We start from the raw sequence: 21,584 nt of genomic DNA, 5'->3' as shown, positions 1-21,584 counted from the left end.
GGCAGGCTCACACGTTGGTAGACGCGGAGTCAACAAGTCGTGTGCGAGGGATTGACGACCTTGCTGACAGGCAGTCTCATAAGTGGCGACATCAGGTAACCCATTCGCGAGGTGCCCTCAGCCATGACGACAGTGACCGAACGCGACGTGCGGCTGCTCCGCGACGCACTCGGCCCCCTCCGGGACCGGGAACAGGTCGCCCAGCGCCTGCTCGAATCCTCCGCCAAGCACTCCTTCGACCCCGACAAGGAGCTCGACTGGGACTCCCCCGTCGAGGACGGCAAGTGGTTCTGGCCGCCGGAGCTGCTCTCCCTCTACGACACCCCGCTGTGGCACAAGATGTCCGAGGAACAGCGCTTCGAACTGGCCCGGCACGAGGGCGCGTCGCTCGCCTCCCTGGGCATCTGGTTCGAGATCATCCTGATGCAGCTGCTGGTGCGGCACATCTATGACAAGTCCGTGACCAGCAACCATGTGCGGTACGCGCTCACCGAGATCGCGGACGAGTGCCGGCACTCGATGATGTTCGCCAGGATGATCCAGAAGGCCGGGGCGCCCGCATATCCCGTACCGCGGCTCTACCACAATCTGGCGCGCGTGCTGAAGGCCGTCTCGACCACGCCGGGTTCGTTCGCGGCGACACTGCTCGGCGAGGAAATCCTCGACTGGATGCAGCGGCTGACCTTCCCCGACGAGCGCGTCCAGACACTGGTGCGCGGAGTCACGCGTATCCACGTGGTCGAGGAGGCGCGCCATGTCCGCTACGCCCGCGAGGAGTTGCGCCGCCAGATGGTGACCGCGTCACGCTGGGAACAGGAGTTCACCCGGCTCAGCTGCGGGGAGGCGGCGCGGGTCTTCTCGATCTGCTTCGTGAATCCGCAGGTCTACACGAACATCGGGCTCGACCGGCGGGAGGCGGTCGCCCAGGTGAAGGCGAGCGGACACCGCCGAGAGGTGATGCAGTCGGGCGCGAAGCGGCTGACGGACTTCCTGGACGACATCGGGGTCCTGCGAGGACCCGGACGCAGGCTGTGGAAGAGCTCCGGGCTGCTGGCGTGATAGTCGTCGCTCACCCGGTGCGGGGCGAACCGTGCGGTTACGCTGCGAGCATGACCAGTCCCGCTCCAGCGACCCGTGCGTACCGACGGCTCAGCGTCGAAGAGCGCCGTACGCAGCTCCTCGCCGCGGCGCTCACGCTCTTCGCGCACCAGCCGCCGGACGAGGTCTCCCTCGACGATGTGGCCGAGGCGGCCGGGGTCTCCCGGCCCCTCGTCTACCGCTACTTCCCCGGCGGCAAGCAGCAGTTGTACGAGACGGCGCTCCGCTCCGCCGCCGACCAGCTGGAACTGTGCTTCACCGAGCCGCCGGCCGGGCCGGCCACCGAGCGGCTCTCCCGGGTGCTCGACCGCTACCTCGACTTCGTCGACAAGCACGACGCCGGGTTCAGCGCGCTGCTGCGGGGCGGGAGCGTCGCCGAGACCTCCCGTACGACGGCGATCGTGGACGAGGTGCGGCGGGCCGCGGCCGAACAGATCCTGGTCCACATCGGCGTGGACCGGCCGGGACCGCGGCTGCGGATGATGGTGCGTACGTGGATCGCGGCGGTCGAGGCGGCGTCGCTGATCTGGCTGGACGAGGGGAAGCAGCCGTCGGCCGAGGAGCTGCGGGACTGGCTGGTGGACCATTTGATCGCGCTGCTCGCGGCGACGGCGGCGACGGACGAGGAGACGGCGGGGGCGATGCGTTCACTGGTGGCGCTGGAGACGCCGACGGGTCCGGTGGGGACGCTGGCGAGGCGGGTGGGTCCGGTGGTGGGGGACGCGGGGCGCCCGCTTTAGCCGACGTCAGGCGGCAAGGCCGTCCGGGCGGGCGAGCCGTCCACCGAGCATCAGGTTGGTGCAGGCGGCCGGTTACCCGAAGTGGGCGACGCCTGCCTGTGCGAGTGCCCCTGCCCTCGCGTACCTCGTAGTGGCGAGGCCGTCGTGCAGGACTCAAGCCCAGCCCCTCCGGTCGGGGAGACTTCGCTACTGCATTTCGATCAGTCGCCGGGCGGCGGTCAATGCGCCGTCGGTGCGCACCTCGCCGGCGACGGTTCGGGCCCTGTCCGCCACCTTGATGTCGAGGGCGTGGCGGAGAGCTGCGAGCAACGAGTCGGCGGTGGGTTCGCTGGACGGGTGTGCACTGCCGATGCCGAGCCGGTCGACGCGGCGGGCGAAGTAGAACTGGTCGAACATTTGCGGGACGATCACCTGCGGTGCTCCGGATGTCGCGGCGGCGGTGGTGGTGCCGGCGCCGCCGTGGTGCACCACCGCGGAGACCCGCTGGAACAGGGCCTGCTGGTTCACCTCGCCGATCGACAGGCAGTCGGGCTCGTCGTCCACGAGCGACAGGTCGGCCCAGCCGCTCGACAGGATCACGCGCCGTCCGAGCGTGCGGGCCGTATCGATCATCGTCTTGGTGACGCCCTCGGGCGCGCGAACGCTGCCGAACCCGCAATAGACGGGTGGCTCGCCGGCATCCAGGAACGTCTCCAGTTCGGGAGACAGCGGCCGGTTGTCCGGTATCACCCAGGCTCCGGTCTGAACCACGTCCAGCTCGGATGGCTTCGGCCAGGGTGCCAGTGTCGGGTCTGCGGCCAGCCACGGGGCGCCGGTGAAGATGTGGCTGCGCACGTCCTCGACGGGCGGCAATCCAACGGCTGCACGCTGCGCGTTGAGAGCTGCGCCCCACAGGGCGTTCCAGCGTTCGGCGTCCTCGGCCCAGAGCGTGCGGTCGTCGACCGCCCCGTCCGCCGGCTTCTGTCCGAGCATCCGGAAGACAGGCGGTGCATGGTGCGCAGACGGCAGCGTGATCGGGGCGAATGCGGCGTAGACGTAGCCGATGCCACACTGCTCGGCCACCGAGTGAGCGGCGATCGCCAGCCCTCCGCCTCCCACGATGACGTCGCAGCCCTCGGCGGCCGCGCGGACCGCCTCGAACTGCGCGGCGACCGTGCCCTCGATCATCTGACGCCGCTGCTCAGGCGTGGGGATGGTTCCGGCGCTCTGCTTTGCGGTCCCACGCAGCTCGGGTCCGACGGACACGTACGTGATCCCCAGAGACTCGGCCCATTCATGGAAGTCAGGGGGCGCGCACACCACGGCGTCCTGACCCATTGCCGTCAACTGCATGGCCAGCGCCACGACTGGCTGGACTTCCCCACGTGACCCGATCGTGGACAACAGAAAACGCATCCCGCTCCCCCTCTCGCGCCGGAGCCCCGGCGCGTGGGAAGCGATTTTCGCCCCTCATAGGGGCCTTGCGGCAAGGCCCCCTGTCCGCTATACGGTTGAGATGCGGGGGATGAAAGCCCGCCGCAGGCGTCACAAGTCGTGGCCCAGGCCCGGCCCCACCGGCACGTCCACCCACCCCGTGTCCCCCACCCCCGCAAACGCCGTCGGCGCGAGCGGTTCCGCGTCCACCAGCAGCGGCCCCACCAGGTCCGCCGGCACCGTCGCCTGCGGGAGCGCGGCCGCCAGATGGGCCGCGGCCAGTGTGGCGACGCCCAGTTCCGGCATGGTGCCGAGCTTCACGGACAGGCCCGCGGACTCCGCGAGCCCGGCGATCTGCCGCGCCCGGTGCAGCCCGCCCACCTTGAGGATCTTGATGTTGAGGACGTCGGCCGCGCCGCGGCGGACGATCCCCATGGCGTCGTGCAGCGACTGCATGCTCTCATCGGCCATCACCCGCACACCCCCGGTGCTGCGCAGCGCGGCAAGGCCGGTCAAGTCCCAGCGCGGCAGCGGCTGTTCGACCAGATCGAGCCCCGCGTCGGCCAGCCTGGCCACCGTCCGGCCCGCGGTCCCGGGGTCGTAGCCCTCGTTCGCGTCGAGACAGAGCTCGACGGCGTCCGGCACGGCGTCCCGTACGGCTCTCACAAGTCGCACATCCAGATCCGGGTCCTCGCCTCCCTTGACCTTGATGTGGGTGAAGCCCTTCGCGGCGTACGCGGTCGCCTCCTCCACCATCTCCTCGATCGTGCCGAGGCCGACCACCCAGGTGGTGGGGACCCGCGGGCGGACGCAGCCGCCGAGCAGCAGGTGCACGGGCCAGCCCGCGGCCCGCGCCGCCAGGTCGTGCAGTGCGATGTCCAGCGCCGCCTTGGCGAGATGCTGGCCGCGGATCGCGGCGTCCATGGCCGCGTGCGCACCCGCCAGGTCGCGCGGGTCGCGGCCGATGAGCGCGGGGGCGGCGTGCTCGGTGAGCGCCGACTCGAGGCCGGCGAGGGTTTCGCCGGTGTAGGCGGTCATCGGCGAGGCCTCGCCGAACCCGGATTCGCCCTCCGCCGTGCGCACTTCGACGACCAGGCTGATCAGTTCGGGGCTGGTTCCGCTGCTGATGACGAAGGGGCGCCGGTACGGGGCCCTGACGACGCGGGTGTGGACCGAGGCGATCTTCAAGCACGGCTCCTTCGAGTTACGGCCCGGACCGTAAAGGGCGGGCTCAGAGGCGTACGCGGTACACGATCGGGGGCCGCCCCGTGCGGCCCTCCTGCCGGCTGCCGGTCGGCACGGCCACGCCCGCACGCTCCAGTCGCTTGAGGATGCGGCGTGCGGTGCGCTGCTGGACGGCGAGGTGTTCGGCCACGCGGTGCGCGGTGATGCCGTCGTCCGCTTCCGCCGCGGCCAGTTCGCGCAGCCGGTCCAGCGTCCTGGGGTTCAGTCCGACGCGCCGGGCGAGGGTGACGCTGCTCTCCGGTCCCGCCGAGAACAGCGCGCCCGCGGTCCGTTCCGCGTCTATCACGATGTCGACGTCGTCGGTCATCGACACCACTCCGGCGACCGCGCCCACCGAGCGTGCCCGGTTGACCGCGCGCCTGGCCAGCGACTCGGCCTCCGCGGCGGTGCGCCCGAGCCCGAAGCCCACATGGGCGGCGCCGTGCCGCGCCGCCAGGTCGTCGAGGAAGGGCAGCCGGGTGAACTGCTCGCTGACCTTCTCCAGGACACCGCGGGTGGTGACGACCAGCCGCTGCCCGTCCGGCAGATCGGCGAGGCTGCCGCCCAGCACCCGCAGGTCGGCGGCCAGTTCGCGGTCTGCCGCCGGGAGGTCGATGATGCCGAGGGCAACCTGGGCGTCGCCGCTGTGCGCCCCCGCGGTGGCCAGTACGAGGGCCTGGAGCGTGGAGCGTATGGAGTGCCGGGACGGGGCGAGCCGTACCGCGTGCATCTCGTGGTCCAGCAGATGGAACGCCGAGCCGAGGCAGGTCAGGGCGACCCTGGTCTGCTTCCTGTCCCGCGCGGCGAGATGGAACTCGGCGAGGTCCTGCGAGGTCAGCCCCGGCCGGTACGGCAGTACATGCACATGCTCGGTCGGCAGCTTGGCCTCGGTGAGCGTCTCCATGACCTCGCTGCGGCGCAGTGTGTCGATGGAGATGCGGGAGACGTCATGGCCGAGGCGGAGCAGTTCGACCAGGGCGCGCAGCAGGGTCGCACCGCTGTACGGGACGTACATGGCGGGGCGGTCGAGCAGGCCGGCGGCCGTGGCGAGGGTGTGCGGCACGACCCCGGTGAAGAGCAGCGCGTCCACCTCGGCCTGTGCCCTGCCGACCACGTCGGGGGTCTCGTTCTCGTGGCGGTACGGGAGAGGCACAAGCCGGTCCGCCCCGGACGAGCCGCCGACGGCGACCACCTTGTGCACGAGGTCATCGGGACCGACAACGCCGACCGTGAGAGACATCGGCCGGTCTCCGTTCTTCTGGAGTGGTTCTGAGGTACTTCTGGACGGGTTGAAGCCCGCCTGGACGGGGTTGACGCCCCGCCGATCGCGGCCCTAATTTCGGCCCAGGCCATAACCGCAGACTTGCGGAGAGGATAGTGCCCCGATGCCCGAACGGGAAATGCCGCTGCCCACAGTTCTCGGCCCGCGCGGCCGCACCCTCGGCGACGAGGAACGGGCCGCGGTGCTGCGCGTTGTGGAATCGGCGGTGCTGTGCAGTGCCTTCGGCAGTGAAGCACGTTCCCTCGAAGCCGAGATGAGCACGTTGTACTCCCGCGCGGAAACGGTCGCCTGCAGCTCGGGCACGGCGGCCCTGCATCTCGCGGTCGCGGCGGCCGGGGTCGGCCCGGGCGACGAGGTCATCACCACGCCCATCTCGGATTTCGGCACGGTCGCGCCGGTACTGGCCCAGCAGGCGCGCGTGGTGTTCGCCGACGTACGCCCGTACGACGGGAACCTCGACCCGGGCGCGGTCGAGGCGGCGCTCACCCCGCGCACCAAGGCCGTCATCGCCGTACATCTCTTCGGCGCGGCCGCGGACATCGGCGCGCTGCGCGCGATCTGCGACCGGCACTCGCTCGTCCTCATCGAGGACTGCGCACAGGCCTGGCTGGGCGAGGACGGGCAGGGCCGGTTGCTGGGCACCGTCGGCGACATCGCCTGCTTCAGTCTTCAGCAGTACAAGCACATCACCGCGGGCGACGGCGGTCTGGCGCTGGCCGACGACCCCGAGCTCGCCCGCCGTATGCGGCTGTTCATGGACAAGGGCTGGGACCGTACGGAGGGCCGGATCCACCGCGAGATGGGCCTCAACTACCGCATGACCGAGCTCACGGCGGCGGTGGCCCGCGCGCAGCTCACCAAGGTGGCGGGCGTGGTGCGGCGCCGCCGGGAGCGGGCCGGACAGCTCGTCTCCGCGCTCGGCGGGCTCGACCGGGTCACCGTGCCCGAGCCCCTGCCGGGTCACGCCTGGTGGGTGTTCCCGCTGCTGGTCGACGACAACTCCCGCTGGGCGAAGGACCTGGAGGCGGAGGGCGTCCCCGCGATGCCGGGCTATCTGGAGCGAGTGCTGTACGCCAATCCGGCGCTGCCCGGGTATCCGCCGGGCCTGTGCCCGCAGGCGGAGCGGCTGGTGGCCCGTACGCTGCTCGCTCTCCCCTGGAACGAGGCGTACACCGAGGCCGACGTCGAGCACATCGCCCGCGCGGTCCGCGCCGTCCACCACCGGGCCGGTGCACATTGAGCACGTACGACTGGCTGCGGACCACGCCCGAGGAGCACATCGGCTGGGACGTCGACGTGCTGTACGGGCCATGGCCCAGGCACCACGCCGACATCGGCCTCGCCGAGGTCAGGGCGCGCCTGGCCCGCTCCCCCGTCTCCCGGGCGCTGGCCATGTCCACGCGCGGCGCCCTGTTCGACGACGCCGCGGGCAATATGGCCACGGTCAAGGAGCTCGCCGACTGTCCCGAGCTGCTGCCGGTCGGCACGGTGGATCTGCGGGACGCGCTGGCCGTCGAGAAGCGGCTGGACGCGCTGGACGCGGACGGGGTGCGGTTCCTGCGGCTGTTCACCGAGGAGCAGGACGTGGGCCCGGACTTCCCCGGCTACCGCCATGTGGTCGGGCAGGCCGTCGCCCGGGGACTCGTACTCCTCCACGACGGGGACCCGCGCCGCTACGGCCCGGTGCTGGCGGGACGCGGCGCGGATGTCGTCTTCCTCGACGTCCACTCGTACCACCTGGCCGACTTTCTGCTGCTGGCCCGCGGTGAACCGGGCTTCCGGGCCACCACCCGGCTGTTCTCCGCGCCCGACGCGATCGAACGGGTCGTCGAGACGGTCGGGGCGCGCCACCTGGTCTTCGGCTCGCGCACCCCCTTCATGGACATCTCCCCGCAGACACTGCGGCTGCGGTACGCGGGCATCGGGGCGGCGGAGCGCGCGGCGATCGCGGGCGGTAACGTCGAGGAGCTGCTGGGCTGATGCCGATCATCGATGTGCATGCGCATGTGGGTCCGTGGCCGTTCCACATGGACACGGGAGACGCGGGGTTCAACCTCCGCTTGATGGACCGTTACGGCATCGACCTGCAACTGGTCTCCGCCGCCGAGGCGGTGGTGTACGACGCGGTCGCGGGCAACGCGGCGCTGCGGGATGTGCTGGCGGTCCATCCGCGGCTGCTCGGCTACGCCGTGGTGAACCCGAACCGCATCGAGGCGAGCGCGGAGGATCTGCGGCGCTGCCTGGACACGGGGCGGTTCGTCGGCGCGAAGATCCATACGCACTATCCGGGGCGGTTGATCGGCTCACGGGAGATGGACGAGGCGTTCGACCTGATCGCCGAGGCGGGCGTGCCGCTGCTGCTGCACACCTGGGGCCCGGAGGTCGCGCTGCTGCCTTCGCTGCTGGAGACCCGGCCGGGGCTGCGGGTGATCGTGGGCCACGCCGGCGGCGATGCCTGGCGCGAGGCGGCACACGCGGCGGCGGCCTGCGACCGGCTGTACCTGGAGCACTGCCGCACGGTGACGGACGCGGGCCGGATCGCGTACGCACGCGAGGTCGGGGTCCCGGTGGAACGGCTGCTGTTCGGAACGGATTCGACGCTGATCGATCCCTGTGTGGCGCTGGGGGTGGTGCGGGACGCGGGGTTCGGTCCGGATGAACTGGAGCGGGTGCTGTGGCGGAACGCGGTGGATCTGTTCGGGCTTGAGTTTTCCCCCACCCCGCCCTAGGGGGTGTCTTTCGGATCTTGCCGGGCTCGCGTGCCCTGGCACGCACTCCCCCGTAGCCGTTCGGGCACGGAAGGTACCCCCTAGTCCTCCTCCTTCGCCAGGTCCTCCAGGCACGCCACCACCGCATCCCGCTCTCCCCCACCGAGCCTCGGCCCGTACGGGTCATGCGCCGCCTCCTCAGGAAGCAGGCCCTCCCACACCGCCGCCCACAGCATCCGCTGCACATATCCCTCGATCGGTGCCAGGAACGTCGACTCCGCGAAGCGGTCCAGCCGTGCCGACGCCCGCACAAAGCCCGTGTGGTCGCCCGACGTCCACGCGCCGAGCACCGCGCTCGTCAACGACACCCGCGCCGCCGCGATGCCCACCAGCGCCGAGTCCGCGCCCCACATCAGCGAGGGGCCGAACATCCGGTCCTCGCCCGTGATCACAAGCTTTCCGCTCTCCTGGGCCGCGCGGATCGCGTCCTGGCAGGACATCGCCCGGTCCAGGGTGGCGAGTTTGACCCCGGCGGCGGACGGCAGGGCGAGCAGCCGGCGGATCAGTTCCGGCGGGTAGGGGTAGCCACCCGCCTCGCCGTGCAGGAAGAAGCCGAGCACCGGCAGGCCGCTCGCCTCGGCCACCCGCTCGTGCAGTCGTACGGCCTCGTGTCCGCCCTCGGGGCGGGAGGCGAACTGTGCCAGCGGATAGACCATGACCGCGTCCGCGCCGAGGTCCGCGGCCTGTACGGCCATGTCGATGGTTGCGTCCCAGGCCTCCCGCAAGGTGCCGGCGGGGACCGATCGCGGCACCCCCACTCCGGCCACGATCGGGCCGGCGACCGCCGCACGCCAGACGCGCAGCACCTGTTGCCGGTCGGCCTCGGAGAGGTACAGGCCGCGGCCGGTGTGTGCCCAGACCGCGACCCCGCCGATCGGGGCGGCCGCGATCCGTTCCGCGTATCCGCGCAGCGCGCCGAAATCCACGACACCCCTGGGATCCATGGGGGTGGCCACCGCGGGCAGCACCGTGCCGCGCAGCCTGCGCACCAGGCTCTCCGTCAGGGTCTCCGGCGCAGACATGGGCGATCTCTCCCGTCTGTTGCGGTCGTTGCCGACACGCTAGCCTTTACGGCCCGGACCGTAAAGGAAAGGCCCCGCGAATGTCCCAGCGCCCCATGCGTCTCGGCCTGTACGTCAATCTCTACGCGGACAAGGCCGACCGGCCCCGGCTCGCCGACGCGGTGGAGCAGGCGATCCTCGCCGAGCAGGCCGGGTTCGACTGGGTGGTGCTGGGCGAACGCCATCTGCACCGGCCCGGCTACCACGAGGCCGTCACCTCCCTGGCGTATCTCGCCGCGCACACCGAGCGGATCGGGCTTGCCACGGCCGGGCTGATCGCACCCGTCTACCAGCCGGTGTGGCTCGCCGAGACGCTCGCGCACATCGATGTGCTGTCGGGCGGGCGGCTCACGGCCGGATTCGTACTGGGCTACCGGCCCGAGGAGTTCACCCTCTACGGCACCCAGCCGCGCGAGCGCGTGTCGCGCTTCGAGGAGTGTCTGGAGCTGGTCAAAGCGCTGTGGATGCAGGACGAGGTCAGCCATCAGGGGCGCTGGACATCGGTGGACGGAGCGTTTCTCTCGCCGCGGCCGGTGCAGCAACCGCGGCCGCGGATCTGGAACGGCGGCCGGGTCTCCGCCGCTCTGGAGCGTACGGCCAGGATGTGCGACGGCTGGACGACGTCCTTCAACGAGCTCGACTCCGAACTCCCGGGCAAGATCGCCGAGTACCTTTCCTACCCGCGCGGCGCGGCGAGCCTCGGCGCGGAGGTCATCGTCTGCCGCGAGGGTTATGCCGCCGCCACGTCGAAGCAGGCACGGGTCGCCCTGGAGGGCCCGCTGCGCGGTCTGTACGACGCGTACGGCGACTGGAAGCGCACCTCGGCCGATGCCGCGCGCTATGCCCAGCAGTGGGAGGACATCGAGGCGCGCTCCGTGATCGGCTCGGTGGACCAGTGTGTGCAGCGGCTCGGGGAGTACGGCGAGATGGGTGCCGACGGCGTGGTGCTGCGCGTCCAGCCGCCCGGCATGCCGCAGTCGGACGCGCTCGGCGCGATCGAGTCGTTCGGAACCGAGGTGCTGCCGCAACTCAACGGCTGAACGCGCGCGCCTCAACGGCTGAACGGGCGCTTCCGGAAGGCCTGCTGGACGACGAGAGCCGCATGGCCGATGTCCGCCATGGCGGCGTCGTCGGCCATCAGCATCGGCTGCCTCACCCAGACGACCGTGTCCTCGGCGGCCTCCGCGACCGGACACGGCCCACCCTCGGTGTACGGCTCCCGGGACAGCGAGCGGTAGCCGGCGTCCAGCGGGATGCCCTCGGCGGCCATGGCGTCCAGGAACGCGGCCTTGGGATGCCCGCCGAACGCCGCCCGGTCGTATCGCAGCATGGCCAGGTGCCAGGTGTGTCTCGTGGTGCCCTCCGGGACCCCCACCGGCTCCAGCCCCTCGACCTCCCTCAGGGCCCCCGCAAGTGCCGCCGCCCGTGCCGAGCGGTGCTCCAACTGGGCTTCCAGAACAGCAAGTTGAGGATGCAGTACCGCGGCCTGGAACTCGGTCATCCGCAGATTCCAGCCGAGCTGCGGATGCTCGTACCAGCCGCCCCCGATACGGCGGCCGACATTGTGCAGCGACCAGAGCCGCTCGTACACGTGCCGGTCGTCGGTCACCACGATGCCGCCCTCGCCCGCGGTCATCGCCTTGCCCGACTGGAAGCTGAAGCAGCCGGCGTCCCCGAGGCTCCCGGCCGGGCGTCCGTGCAGCCGGGCCCCGTGCGCCTGGGCCGCGTCCTCCACCACCGGGACGCCCAGGGAGCGCAGCGACGCGGTGTCGGCGGGCGCCCCCGCCAGATGCACCGGCATGACGGCCCGGCTCCGCGGGCCCGCCAGCCGCCGCGCGGCCGCCGGGTCGAGGTGCAGGGTGTCGGGCAGTACGTCGGCGACGACGGGCCGGGCCCCCGCCAGTACCACCGCGGTCGCGCTCGCCACGAACGTATAGGCGGGCACGATCACTTCGTCCCCGGGCCGCACACCGAGCGCGCGCAGCGCCAGGAAGAGCGCGACGGTGCCATTGACCGTACAGACGCCGTACGAAGCGCCGACGCTCTCGGCGAAGGCCGTCGCGAAGGACTCCGTCTCGCCGCCCGCGGTCGCTCCCCACGCGCCGCCCTCCAGCACCCGCAGCAGCCGCTCGCGCTGCTCGTCGGTCGCCGGCGGGGGCCACTGCGGCCACCCCTTGGTACGTACGGGAGTCAACGGAGCCCCTTCAGCAGGCGGTCCATGGTGCCGTGCAGGATCTGCTCGCGGTCCGCCTCGCTGATGTCCGCGAGCAGCACGCGCCCGAGTCCGGTGCGCAGATCGAGGAAGACGGCGTCGGAGCCGAAGGCGATGCGCTCGGCTCCGGCCTCGGCGACGAGCCGCCCGAGATGGCGGGCGGTCATCCGGGAGCCGCAGGTCTCCAGGATCAGATTGGGGCAGCGGGACGCGGCGTCGGCGGCGGGCGCGAAGCCGCTGGTCCACAGGCCCGAGTGGCCCATCAGCAGCGGGAGTTCGGGGTAGCGGGGGGCGACGGCGGCGAAGCGCACCGGGTCGCAGAAGGTGGAGGCGTGCTGGCTGTGCGCGAGCACGATACGGCCGCGCTCGGCGGCGATGTCGAAGGCCGGGACGTACGCCGGGTGGTCGAGCGGAAGTTCATGGACCTCGGGGTGGAGCTTGGCCCCGATGACGCCGGGCACCTCCAGCAGATCCCGCAGCCGGTCCGGGGCCTCGGGATCGTGGGGGTTGAAGACGGCATGGCCGAGCAGGCGCCCGGGGTACTGTGCGAGCTCCGTCAGCAGCAGCTCGTTTCCGGCGCGGGCGTCCGGGCCCACGGCGAGCAGATGGGAGACGCAGGCGGTGGCGACCCCGCACCGGTCCATCACGGAGACGAGGCCGCGTGCGGAGCCGTCGGTGACGGCGAAGGCGTACCAGCGGCCGAGGTGGCCATGGGCGTCGACGATCCTCATGGGTCGACAACGCCCAGCAGCCGCAGCGCGTTTCCGCCCGCGATCAGGGCCGTGTCGGCCTCCGGGAGCTCCAGCGTGTCGAGCTGGTAGCGGGGTCCGGCGTCGTCGGTGACCGGGGCGCCCGTGCCGAACAGGACGCGGCGGGCTCCGTACCGTCCGGCGAACCACTCGACCTGCAGGTGTCCGGCGAGGGTGGAGGTGTCCACGGACAACTCCACGTGGTGGTCCATGAGTTCGGCGAGCTCCCGCATGCTGCGGTAGCCGGTGCCGGTCAGCACGATCCGCAGCATCGGCAGGGCGCTCGCCAGCTGATGGATCTCCGCGGCGGTCGTGGACTCCCAGCCGAGCAGCACGGTGGTACGCGCCTTCGCGAGCGCGGCGGCGAGCGTGAGCGCATGCGCGCCGGTGAGGGACCAGCGGTGCTCGGCGGGGCAGAGCCGCACCAGCGGGGCATCGCTCTCCGCCGTGCCGAGCGGTCCCGGGATCAGCACCGGCACCGGTTGCAGCCGTGCGCCGTCGGCCTCCTTGAGCGCGGCGTTCCCGTCGCGCGGGTCCCCGTACAGCGCGTGGGTGTGCACCACACACGCGGTGTCGATGCGCAGCCGGTCGAGTTCGCCGACGAGTCCGGCCGGATCGCGGCTCGCCACCTCCTCGTACGGCAGCGGCCCGAGCAGCCGGTTGATGTCGACGACGGTCATGGCCCGGGCGCCGACCTCCTGCGCGGTCAGGTCCCGGGCGGTCACGTCTTGAGGCCGGTGGTGGCGATCGAGTCGGTCAGATACCGCTGGAGCAGCCCGAAGACGAGCAGGCAGGGGATCACGGTGATGGTCGCCCCGGCCATGATCTGGTTGACGGCGACGTTCTCGCCCTCGAGCGTGGCGAGGCCGACGGTGAGCGTGCGCATCTCGGAGGACTGGCCGATGACGAGCGGCCACAGGAAGTCGTTCCAGTGCCAGAGGAAGACGAACACGCCGAGGGTCGCGAGGACCGGCCGGATCAGCGGGATGACGACGGTGGTGTAGATGCGCCACTCCGACGCCCCGTCGATCTTCGCGGCCTCGAAGAGCTCGTCGGGCAGCTGGTGGATGAACTGCCGCATGAGGAAGACCGCCTGTGAGTTGGCCAGCGTCGGCACGATCATTCCCCAGTACGTGTCCACGCCGCCGAGCTGCGAGACGAGGACGTAGTACGGGATGAGCGTGGCCTGAAACGGCACCATCAGGGTCGCCAGGAACGACCAGAAGAGCACCTCGCGGCCCGGGAACCGTTTCTTCGCGAAGGCGTATCCCGCCATGGACGAGAACAGCAGGATGAGCGCGACGGAGACCACCGAGTAGATGAGCGAGTTGAACGCCCAGCGCATGATGTCCTCGCTGCCGAGGACGTCCGAGAAGTTCTGCCAGGTGGCCCTGGTGAGGTTGAAGGCGCCGGGCAGCGTCTGGCCGCCGGCCGGTGCGAAGGCGACCAGCACCATCACCACGAAGGGCGTGACGGTCACGAGCGCCACCAGGATCAGCAGGACGGGCAGTCGCAGCCGCGCCATCAGTCCGCGTCCCTTCCGATGAGCCGGCGCTGAATGAGCGAGAAGGTCAGTACGACGAGGAAGAGCACCAGGCCGATCGCGCTCGCGTAGCCGAAGTCGAAGAACTTGAAGCCCGTGTCGTACAGCAGGTAGACGAGCGAGTAGCTGGCCCGTACGGGGCCGCCCGCCGTCATCACATACATCGCGTCGAAGACCTGGAACGAGCCGATGGCCTCGATGACGAGGACGAAGAACAGCACGGGCCGCAGCAGCGGAAGCGTCACCCACCACAGCCGCTGCCAGCCGTTCGCGCCGTCGATGGTGGCCGCCTCGACGACATGCCGCGGGATCGACTGCAGCCCGGCGAGGAGGATCAGCATCGAGTAGCCGAAGCCCTTCCAGGCGGAAGTGACCGCGATGGACGGAAGGACCAGGTGCTCGTTGCCGAGGAAGTCGATCGGGCCGAGCGAGAACACCCCGAGCGAGGCGTTGAGCAGGCCGTCCTCGACCTCGTAGATCCACTTCCAGATGACGGCCGCCAGCACGATGCTGGTGACGTACGGCAGGAAGAACACCCCGCGGAAGAAGCCGCGCGCCCATAGGGTGCGGTGCAGCAGCAGGGCGGTACCGAGCGAGAGCAGCACGGTCAGCGGTACGAAGAACGCGGTGTACAGGGCCGTGACGCCCAGGCTGGACCAGAACAGGTCGTCGTGGAGGAGCCTGGTGTAGTTCTCGGCCCCGATGAACTGCCATTCCCCGTTCAGCCGGTAGTCGGTGAGCGACAGGAACGCCGCGCCGAGGGTCGGTCCGAAGCGGAAGACGATGAACAGCAGCAGCATCGGGGCCACGAACACCAGGCCGACGCGCGCCTCGCGCCGTCGTACGGCCTTGCTGAGCGAGCCCCCGCCGCGACCTCCGCGCCCCGGCGCGGTGGTCTTGGCGGGGGGAACCGTGCTGAGGGTGGTCCTGGTCAACGCTGCCGCGCCAGCAGGTCGTCGGCCTGCTTGGCCGCCGAGTCGAGGGCTTCCTTCGGGGTCTTCTTGCCGGTGAGCGCGGCCTGGATCTCGGGCGCGATCAGCGACATGAGCTGGCGCGCGGTGGGGTTGGGCTCACCGGGGTACGCCTTGGCGAGAGCCGCCTGGAACTCCTGGGCGAACGGGGCGTCGCTGGAGACCGTGACGTCCGTACGCGGGGAGAGGAAGCCGCTGGCCTTGCCCATGCTCTGGAGCTGCTCGGGCTTGGTCATGAAGGCGAGGAACTTCTCCGCCCCGGTGACGTTCTTGGACTTGGCGCTGATGCCGAGCCCGCCGGGGATGCCGAAGGTCACCTGCTTGGCGCCGGTGAGCGGCGGCCCGACGAGTACGTTATCCGCGCCCCAGGCCTTGGCCGCCGTCGCCGCGTCGGCGGGGGTGTTGGAGAAGCCCATCGCCGCCTGCTGCTTGCCGAGCGCCTGGTCGGCAACGGCGTTGATGTTGGTCAGCGCGGACTTGGGGATCTCACCCGCCTTGTAGAGGTCGGTGATGAAGGTGAGGGCCTCGACGCCCTCGGGACCGTTGAAGGCCACCTTCTTGCCTCCGTCGGCGAAGACCTTGCCGCCCGCCTGCCAGAGCAGCGGGTAGAAGTTGAGGTTCTGGGTCGCCTCGTTGCCCGCGGAGTAGTCGAGGGCGGCGACGCCCGACTGCTTCAGCTTGGGGGCGGCGGCCCTGATCTCGTCCCAGCTGGCCGGGGGCTTGGTGATGCCCGCCTTGTCCAGCAGCTTCTTGTTGTAGAGCGTGGTGGTGACGGTGTGGTAGATCGGCGCGGCGTAGAGCTTGCCGTTCTGCTTCATGGCTTCGAGGGCGGCCGGCAGGAACTTGTCCTCGGTGCCCTTGAGTGCCCCGTCGACCGGCCGGATGGCGCCATTGCTCAGATACTGCGGGATCTGGTCGGGACCGAGCAGCACGACGTCCGGGCCCTTGCCGCCGCTGAGCGCGGTGGCGAGCTTCTCGTCGCGGTTCTCCCAGGGCTGCTGCTCGATGGTGAGCTGCGTGCCGGACTCCGCCTTTTCGAAGTCCTTCTCGATCTGTGTCCAGTAGGCGGTGTTGGCCTTGGGGTCGGCGATCACCGGATACATCCAGACGGTGACCTTCTTCGACCCCGAGCTGCTGTCGCCGCCGCAGCCGGTGAGCAGGGCGGCGAGCGTGAACAGCGCGAGAGGTGCGGCGGCGCGCGTGAAGCCTGTCTTCATGGGGGCCTCCGGAAGGCCTGAGAAGGGAGCCAGAGCCCGGCTAGTTTCGGCCTGGGCCGAAAGTAACCGGGCAGGATTTGACATGTCAATGCCCAATTGACCGGGAATCGATGACGGTTGGTCAGGGGCGCATGGTCAGAGGCGCGGAGTCAGTTGCGCGGATCGACGACGAACAGCTCGGCGACACGGTTGAAGTACAGCCGCCCCTGATGTGCCATCAGCCGCCGGTGCGGATAAGCGACGATCAGCACCGGGTCGCGGTGCGGCGCGAACGGATCGATGCGGTAGACGAGCCCGCCGTCCACGCTCACGAACAGCTTCGAGCGCGACACCACTATGGAACCGCCGGTGCTCCGGGTGCCCAGCTCGATGGTGTGCAGAATCCGGTGGTCCTGCCGGTCGAGCGCGAAGAGCGTGTGCCCGGCGAGTCCCCACAGCTTCCGGTCGGGGCCGATGGCCAGCGCGCTGACCGTTCCCTCGGTGCCGACCGGCTCGAACTCCCACAGTTTCTCGGCGCGGTCCACGTCCCAGGCGAAGACCGCGCCCGCCTTGCGCGTGGGCGGCGTGGTGCTCAGACCGCCGGTCACCGACCCGCCGCCGTAGACCACGCCGTCGTACGCCGCGAGGGCGAACAGGCTCTGGTCCTGCGCGACATTGCGGGTGAAGTGCCAGTCGCCCAAGGACGGGTCGTAGACGGCGAGCCCGCCGCCGAGCCGGTCGCCGGCCGGGACGGTGCCCACGGCGATCCTGCCGTCGTCCACCTCCGCGAGACACTTGCTGCGGGCCTGCAGCTGCGGACCCAGATTGAAGACCAGCTCCGGGTTGGGGGCGGTGCCGGGAGGGCCGCCCGGTGAGTACTCGGGGCTGTTCCAGGGCTGGTCGGGCCGGTAGCGGTAGAGCCTCGACTCGGGGTACACGCCGAGCCAGACCGTGCCGTCCGATGCCGTCAGTATCGACTCGATCTGCGCGAAGCGGTGGAACGACGAGACGCCGGTGTCCGTACGGACAGCGCCCAGGCCGCCGTTGAGGAACCCTCCCGCGTACACGGTCTTGCGTCCGCCCGCGCCCAGCGCCAGTATCTCGATCGGCTCCTTGCGGACCTTGGTGTCGAGGATCGCAAACGCCCCGGAGGTGGGGTTGTAGCGGAACATCTCGCCACGCCAGAGCGTGCCGACGACGCTGCGTCCCGGGTAGTTCGCGACGCCCAGCTCGGCCCAGCCGATGGACCGGGTGTTCTGCACCTTGCCGGTGAAGGTGAGACCGGTGCCGGTGAGCTGCTTGGTGGCCGGGTCGTAGCGGCGCAGTTCGCTGCGCTGAATGAGATGGACGCCGCCCCCGGAGTCGGGCGGGGAGATCTTCAGGCCGTGCGCGTCGGGGATCTCGTCGGTCCAGGCGCGCGCCTCGAGGTCGTAGACGAAGAGCGGTCCCGGCAGGTCGGAGCCGATGCGTGCGTACAGTCGGCCGCCGAAGGCGTCCAGGTCGTAGACGGCCTTGCCCTCGATGGTGCCCAGGCCCGGCGGCTTGGGGAGCTCGGTGACCGAGCCGGTCGCCGGGTTCAGCTCGGCGATGTGTGCCGCAGCGTACGAGCCGGAGTAGACCTTGCCGCCGGAGCAGGCGATGGAGCGTACGTACGTCTGACCGGCGACGACCTGCCCGAAGTCGGTGAACGCCTTGGTCGCGGGGTCGAAGCGGAACACCTTGCCCTCGGGGAAGGTGCCGCCCCAGATCTTGCCGTCGGCGTCGGCGGTCAGCGACCAGATGAAGGTCTGCCGGGGAAGCGCCAGGCCGAGGTCCTCCGCGGCGTCGGGGCTGCCGGGACGCCAGCGGTACAGATGCGCGTTGCCGTAGGTCCCCGCGTACACGCCGTCGGGCGCGGCGGCCACCGCCCAGGAGCCGTCGGCGCCGGTCAGCGGGACGCTGACCAGCTGGTTTCCGGTGGCCGGGTCGATGGCGTTGAGATAGGCGGGCTTGCCCGTCGAAACGTTCCACAGGGCCGGCCTGCCACCCGGTCCCGGTGCGACCGTGCCTCCCAGAAGGAGAACGTCGGCCAGTGGTACACCCAGTGATACGGGGTCGCGCATCAGAGCCTCCTCGGCGGACGCGGAGCTCGGAGCTGCTAACGACAGTACAGAGGCGGAGAGTGCTGCGGTCGAGCCGGCGAGAAACGCTCGTCGCGTCGTCACAGGTGGTAACACCTCCGAAAAGAACGGGAGTTACGGCACTAGCCGAAAGTGATACGCCACGCCCACTGGGGCGTCAACGGCGCGGACCGAGCGGGAACGGGACAGCACTCCATTGGGCCCATGCAATGGCCATCCTTCGGACAGCGGGCGCGCCCGGTGCGGGCGACGCGCCGGGACTGCGTGAGACTGGCCCGTGTGAGAAGCGAGAACACCCCCTTCGAGGGAGGGCCACTGGACGGGCGGGTGCTGCCGGTCCTGGTCGGGCCGACCGGGCATCCCCCGAAGTGGTACGAGATCCCCGTGCCGAACGACGACGGCACACCGCCGACGGTGTACGCGTACCAGCGCGTCCCCGCGGGCCACACCCGGCGGCTCGGTCTGCTGCGCGGCTGGAAGTACCAGTACGCCCCCGAGGGCGTGCCGCGGCGCGCGCTGAAGTGGCCCTGGTCGAAGCCGAACAGCGCGCCATAAGATCGCGAGGACCGTGTCGCCAGGGGGGATGCTCGCCATGGAGCCGCTGCAGCAGGATGATCCGCGCCAGATCGGCCCCTACGGCGCGTTGGCGCGCATGGGGGAGTCGGCGAGCAGTGTCCGCTATCTGGCGCAGGGGCCCGACGGTGCGGTCGCGGTCGTGTCGGTGGCCAGGCCCGCGCTCGCGGCGGTGCCGGCGTTCCGGCGGCGCTTCCAGTCGGAGGCGCGGACCGCGGAGCGCCTCGCCGGCGGGTGGGTGCAGGAGCCGCTGGAGTCCCGTACGGACGGGGAACTGCTGTGGACGGCAAGTGCGTACGTCCCGGCGCTGACCCTGCGTGAGGCGATCGCGCTCGCCGGGCCGCTGCCGGAGCGTGCCGTGCGGATACTGGGCGCGGGGCTCGCGGAGACCCTGTCCCGGGTGCATGCGACCGGGACGGTGCTGCACGGACTGGCACCCGACACGGTGCTGCTCGCGGCGGACGGCCCCCGGCTGACGGCCTTCGGCGCACTGGGCGCGGCGGCGGTCGCCCACGCCGGTCCCGGCGGGCAACTGTCGGTCCAGCTGAACTATCTGACCCCGGAACAGTCGACGGGCTCGGAGCCGGGCCCGGCGTCCAACATCTTCGTCCTGGGCCTGCTTCTGGCGTACGCGGCGACGGGCACCACTCCGCTGGGCGACGCGGACCGCATCGCCCATGCGGAGCCGGACCTCGCCGGGGTGCCGTCGGAGTTGCGCCCGCTGGTGGCGAGCTGCCTGTCGAAGCGCCCGGAGGACCGCCCGCCGGCGGGCAAGGTGGCGGCGGAGCTCGCGCTGGAGGGCGCATCGGCGCTGGCGCGTGAGGGCTGGCTGCCGCCGGTCCTGGTGGGAGCGGTGGAGTCCCAGGCGGGCGGGGCGGAGTCCTTGCGGTCCGGCGGGAGCGCGGGGGCGGGCGCGGGCGCGCCCGGGGATAGGGCACTCGTGGCGGCGGTTCCTGCGGGTGCGGTGCCTGGGCAGTATCCGGCAGGTGCGCCCGCGCTGAGCCCGGCGCCTCAGGCCGCGATGCCCATGAGCACTGTGCCCGCGCAGTATTCCGTCGGTGTCGGGCCGGTGCGGAGTCGTACCCGGGCCGCCGCCCGGATCGGGCCCCGGCGATCGGGCCACCGCCGTCCTCGCCGTGCCCGCCGCCCGGAGCGCACCCCTGCCCCTGCCCGCCGCGCCGCCACCGGCCGCCCCCGCGACCGACCGGCGTGCCCTCCTCTTCGGGGTCGCCGCCGGTGTCGCCGGGATCGTGGTCGGAGGTGGGGCCGGATACGCCATCGGTGACGGAGAGTCAGACGCCAAGCCCCAGGCCGCCCCCGCGCCCCGGCGCACCCGCGTCGTCGGGGTGGCGCCCGAGCCCGGCTGGCGGTACGAGCATCCCGGCAAGGACGGTGACGCCGCGCCCAGTGCCACCCTCTTGGGCGACCGCGTACTCGTACTGACCGGCAGTGACCGGGCCGTCGGCGTCGATGTGCGCACCGGGCGGCAGATCTGGCGGCTCGAGGAGGCCGCGTCGGCCTCCCGCGCCGTGCCCGTCGACGACGCGCTCTGTCTCGTCGACGCCGCCGCCGAGTTCCTGTGGATCTCCGCGCTGAACGGGCAGATCAAGCACCGGATCGCCAAGACCACCCTCGCCGGCCTGGGCGAGACGCTCACTCTCGGCAGCATCACCGGCTCGGAGGGCGCCACGCTCTGGCTGACCGGCCACATCAAGAAGGGCGCCGCGCTCGCGGCGTACTTCTTCGCGTACGACCTCGTCGCGCGCAAGTTGCTCTGGCGCACCCCGATCGCAGGCGGCGAACCGCCGCTCATCCCCCGGTACGAGCTGATCGCCGTCCGCCCGGCCGACATCGTGGTACGGCAGGACGCGGCATCGCTCACCCCCGCGCAGCGCAAGGCCTCCAAGGGCGCCGCCACGCTGCTTGTGTTCACCCGGACGACGGGCAAGCTGCGTCAGTTGTTCGCGCTCCCCGGCGTCGTACCCGCCGCGGCCCTCGTCGGCGATGCGACGGACAAGGTCTTCGCCGCCGCGGGTGGCGAGCTCCACGCGTACACCAGCCGTACCGGCGCACGGCTGTGGCGGGTGGCCGCGGCCGCGCCCGCGGCCGGTGAGACGGGGATCTTCCCGTACGGGAAGGGCGTCCTGCGAGGTCCGGTGCTGTACGTCGCCAACCGCCATCAGCAGGTGTCCGCCGTCGACACCGCGACCGGCCGCCCGCTCTGGCGGCGCTCCACCGAGGCCCCGGTCTGGAACGGCGTCCCGGCAACGGCCCTGAGCGCCGGCGGCCGCACGGTACTCGCGGGGGACGGCGCGCAGCTCACCGCGTTCGCCGCGCGGGACGGCAGACGGCTGTGGAAGTTCCAGGAGGCGGGCGTGCAGGACACCCCGGGCGGGCCGCGTTATGTGCCGCTGCCCGGCGGGGGCCGCAATGTCGTCGTCCAGCGGGACCGGGCCTTCTACGCGCTGCCCGTGGACTGACACGCCGGAGGGACCCAGGGGGTGTCTTGCGGATCTTGCTGGGCTCGCGACACCCCCTGGACGAGTGGCCGGATTGCGCTGAACCGACCACCCGCCGGGCGCCCCCCGTTGCGCGCTCGCATGATCGGCTGGGGAGTGGACGGCCCGCCCGCAG

20 protein-coding genes are annotated in these 21,584 nt (G+C 71.3%); 9 read left to right on the top strand and 11 right to left on the bottom strand.

Going from position 1 to position 21,584, the window contains the following annotated elements:
* The first annotated feature begins 123 nt into the window (after window positions 1–123).
* Together ACQEVG_RS26240 and ACQEVG_RS26235 are read left to right on the top strand one after the other, a co-directional pair.
* Complete coding sequence (locus tag ACQEVG_RS26240; RefSeq protein ID WP_432988156.1) at window positions 124–1,059, top strand: AurF N-oxygenase family protein; 936 nt, start codon at window positions 124–126, stop codon at window positions 1,057–1,059.
* A gap of 50 nt (window positions 1,060–1,109) precedes the next feature.
* The gene (locus tag ACQEVG_RS26235) at window positions 1,110–1,838 is read left to right on the top strand and encodes a TetR/AcrR family transcriptional regulator (RefSeq protein ID WP_432988154.1); all 729 of its coding nucleotides are present in this window, start codon (window positions 1,110–1,112) and stop codon (window positions 1,836–1,838) included.
* Between the two features lie 186 nt (window positions 1,839–2,024).
* Here the strand turns inward: ACQEVG_RS26235 and ACQEVG_RS26230 are convergent, their stop codons facing one another.
* From ACQEVG_RS26230 to ACQEVG_RS26220, 3 genes are all read right to left on the bottom strand, one after another.
* Window positions 2,025–3,233, bottom strand: a complete 1,209-nt coding sequence (locus tag ACQEVG_RS26230) for a glycosyltransferase (protein ID WP_432988152.1) — start codon at window positions 3,231–3,233, stop codon at window positions 2,025–2,027.
* Between the two features lie 129 nt (window positions 3,234–3,362).
* The gene (locus ACQEVG_RS26225) at window positions 3,363–4,439 is read right to left on the bottom strand and encodes a mandelate racemase/muconate lactonizing enzyme family protein (protein WP_432988150.1); all 1,077 of its coding nucleotides are present in this window, start codon (window positions 4,437–4,439) and stop codon (window positions 3,363–3,365) included.
* A 43-nt stretch (window positions 4,440–4,482) separates the two neighbouring features.
* Window positions 4,483–5,715, bottom strand: a complete 1,233-nt coding sequence (locus ACQEVG_RS26220; protein ID WP_432988148.1) for a hypothetical protein — start codon at window positions 5,713–5,715, stop codon at window positions 4,483–4,485.
* A 145-nt stretch (window positions 5,716–5,860) separates the two neighbouring features.
* Between ACQEVG_RS26220 and ACQEVG_RS26215 the strand changes: the two genes are divergently transcribed.
* From ACQEVG_RS26215 to ACQEVG_RS26205, 3 genes are read left to right on the top strand one after another with little or no spacing between them, the layout of a single operon-like run.
* Window positions 5,861–6,997: a DegT/DnrJ/EryC1/StrS family aminotransferase gene (locus ACQEVG_RS26215; protein ID WP_432988146.1), complete on the top strand. Its 1,137-nt coding sequence runs from the start codon at window positions 5,861–5,863 to the stop codon at window positions 6,995–6,997.
* A complete protein-coding gene (locus ACQEVG_RS26210) occupies window positions 6,994–7,737 on the top strand; it encodes an amidohydrolase family protein (RefSeq protein WP_432988144.1) in 744 nt (247 codons plus the stop codon). Before ACQEVG_RS26215 ends, ACQEVG_RS26210 begins: the two co-directional genes overlap by 4 nt.
* Window positions 7,737–8,486: an amidohydrolase family protein gene (locus ACQEVG_RS26205; protein WP_432988142.1), complete on the top strand. Its 750-nt coding sequence runs from the start codon at window positions 7,737–7,739 to the stop codon at window positions 8,484–8,486. Before ACQEVG_RS26210 ends, ACQEVG_RS26205 begins: the two co-directional genes overlap by 1 nt.
* Window positions 8,487–8,566: 80 nt before the next feature.
* On the opposite strand, the gene ACQEVG_RS26200 is transcribed toward ACQEVG_RS26205, so the two are convergent.
* Window positions 8,567–9,547: a dihydrodipicolinate synthase family protein gene (locus ACQEVG_RS26200; RefSeq protein WP_432988140.1), complete on the bottom strand. Its 981-nt coding sequence runs from the start codon at window positions 9,545–9,547 to the stop codon at window positions 8,567–8,569.
* An 80-nt stretch (window positions 9,548–9,627) separates the two neighbouring features.
* Here ACQEVG_RS26200 and ACQEVG_RS26195 point away from each other — a divergent pair, with 80 nt between their 5' ends.
* Window positions 9,628–10,626 carry an LLM class flavin-dependent oxidoreductase gene (locus ACQEVG_RS26195; RefSeq protein ID WP_432988138.1) on the top strand — a complete coding sequence of 333 codons (999 nt, stop codon included), beginning with the start codon at window positions 9,628–9,630 and terminating at the stop codon, window positions 10,624–10,626.
* 11 nt (window positions 10,627–10,637) lie between these two features.
* Here ACQEVG_RS26195 and ACQEVG_RS26190 read toward each other — a convergent pair whose 3' ends face one another.
* The 7 genes from ACQEVG_RS26190 to ACQEVG_RS26160 form a co-directional block, all read right to left on the bottom strand.
* Complete coding sequence (locus ACQEVG_RS26190) at window positions 10,638–11,780, bottom strand: DegT/DnrJ/EryC1/StrS family aminotransferase (RefSeq protein ID WP_432988136.1); 1,143 nt, start codon at window positions 11,778–11,780, stop codon at window positions 10,638–10,640.
* On the bottom strand, window positions 11,777–12,529 hold the full coding sequence (locus ACQEVG_RS26185; protein WP_432988134.1) for an amidohydrolase family protein: 753 nt from the start codon (window positions 12,527–12,529) through the stop codon (window positions 11,777–11,779). Before ACQEVG_RS26185 ends, ACQEVG_RS26190 begins: the two co-directional genes overlap by 4 nt.
* Window positions 12,526–13,272 carry an amidohydrolase family protein gene (locus tag ACQEVG_RS26180; protein WP_432988132.1) on the bottom strand — a complete coding sequence of 249 codons (747 nt, stop codon included), beginning with the start codon at window positions 13,270–13,272 and terminating at the stop codon, window positions 12,526–12,528. The genes ACQEVG_RS26185 and ACQEVG_RS26180 overlap by 4 nt, the downstream gene beginning before the upstream one ends.
* A complete protein-coding gene (locus tag ACQEVG_RS26175) occupies window positions 13,269–14,072 on the bottom strand; it encodes a carbohydrate ABC transporter permease (RefSeq protein ID WP_432988130.1) in 804 nt (267 codons plus the stop codon). Before ACQEVG_RS26175 ends, ACQEVG_RS26180 begins: the two co-directional genes overlap by 4 nt.
* On the bottom strand, window positions 14,072–15,025 hold the full coding sequence (locus tag ACQEVG_RS26170) for a carbohydrate ABC transporter permease (protein WP_432988128.1): 954 nt from the start codon (window positions 15,023–15,025) through the stop codon (window positions 14,072–14,074). Before ACQEVG_RS26170 ends, ACQEVG_RS26175 begins: the two co-directional genes overlap by 1 nt.
* Complete coding sequence (locus ACQEVG_RS26165) at window positions 15,022–16,278, bottom strand: ABC transporter substrate-binding protein (protein ID WP_432988126.1); 1,257 nt, start codon at window positions 16,276–16,278, stop codon at window positions 15,022–15,024. Before ACQEVG_RS26165 ends, ACQEVG_RS26170 begins: the two co-directional genes overlap by 4 nt.
* A gap of 149 nt (window positions 16,279–16,427) precedes the next feature.
* A complete protein-coding gene (locus ACQEVG_RS26160) occupies window positions 16,428–18,359 on the bottom strand; it encodes a hypothetical protein (protein ID WP_432988124.1) in 1,932 nt (643 codons plus the stop codon).
* A gap of 297 nt (window positions 18,360–18,656) precedes the next feature.
* Here ACQEVG_RS26160 and ACQEVG_RS26155 point away from each other — a divergent pair, with 297 nt between their 5' ends.
* The 3 genes from ACQEVG_RS26155 to ACQEVG_RS26145 are packed head-to-tail and all read left to right on the top strand — an operon-like array spanning window position 18,657 to window position 21,430.
* Window positions 18,657–18,932 (top strand): hypothetical protein, encoded by a 276-nt coding sequence (locus ACQEVG_RS26155; protein ID WP_432988122.1) that lies wholly within the window; start codon window positions 18,657–18,659, stop codon window positions 18,930–18,932.
* A 13-nt stretch (window positions 18,933–18,945) separates the two neighbouring features.
* Window positions 18,946–20,235 carry a hypothetical protein gene (locus ACQEVG_RS26150; protein WP_432988120.1) on the top strand — a complete coding sequence of 430 codons (1,290 nt, stop codon included), beginning with the start codon at window positions 18,946–18,948 and terminating at the stop codon, window positions 20,233–20,235.
* Window positions 20,201–21,430, top strand: a complete 1,230-nt coding sequence (locus ACQEVG_RS26145) for a PQQ-binding-like beta-propeller repeat protein (protein ID WP_432992913.1) — start codon at window positions 20,201–20,203, stop codon at window positions 21,428–21,430. The genes ACQEVG_RS26150 and ACQEVG_RS26145 overlap by 35 nt, the downstream gene beginning before the upstream one ends.
* Window positions 21,431–21,584: the final 154 nt, after the last annotated feature.

Origin of the sequence: Streptomyces sp. CA-135486 (assembly GCF_050936555.1) — a bacterium.
Lineage (GTDB): Bacteria > Actinomycetota > Actinomycetes > Streptomycetales > Streptomycetaceae > Streptomyces.
Note: the sequence above shows the minus strand (reverse complement) of the source record. Positions and strands in the feature narration are given on the sequence as shown.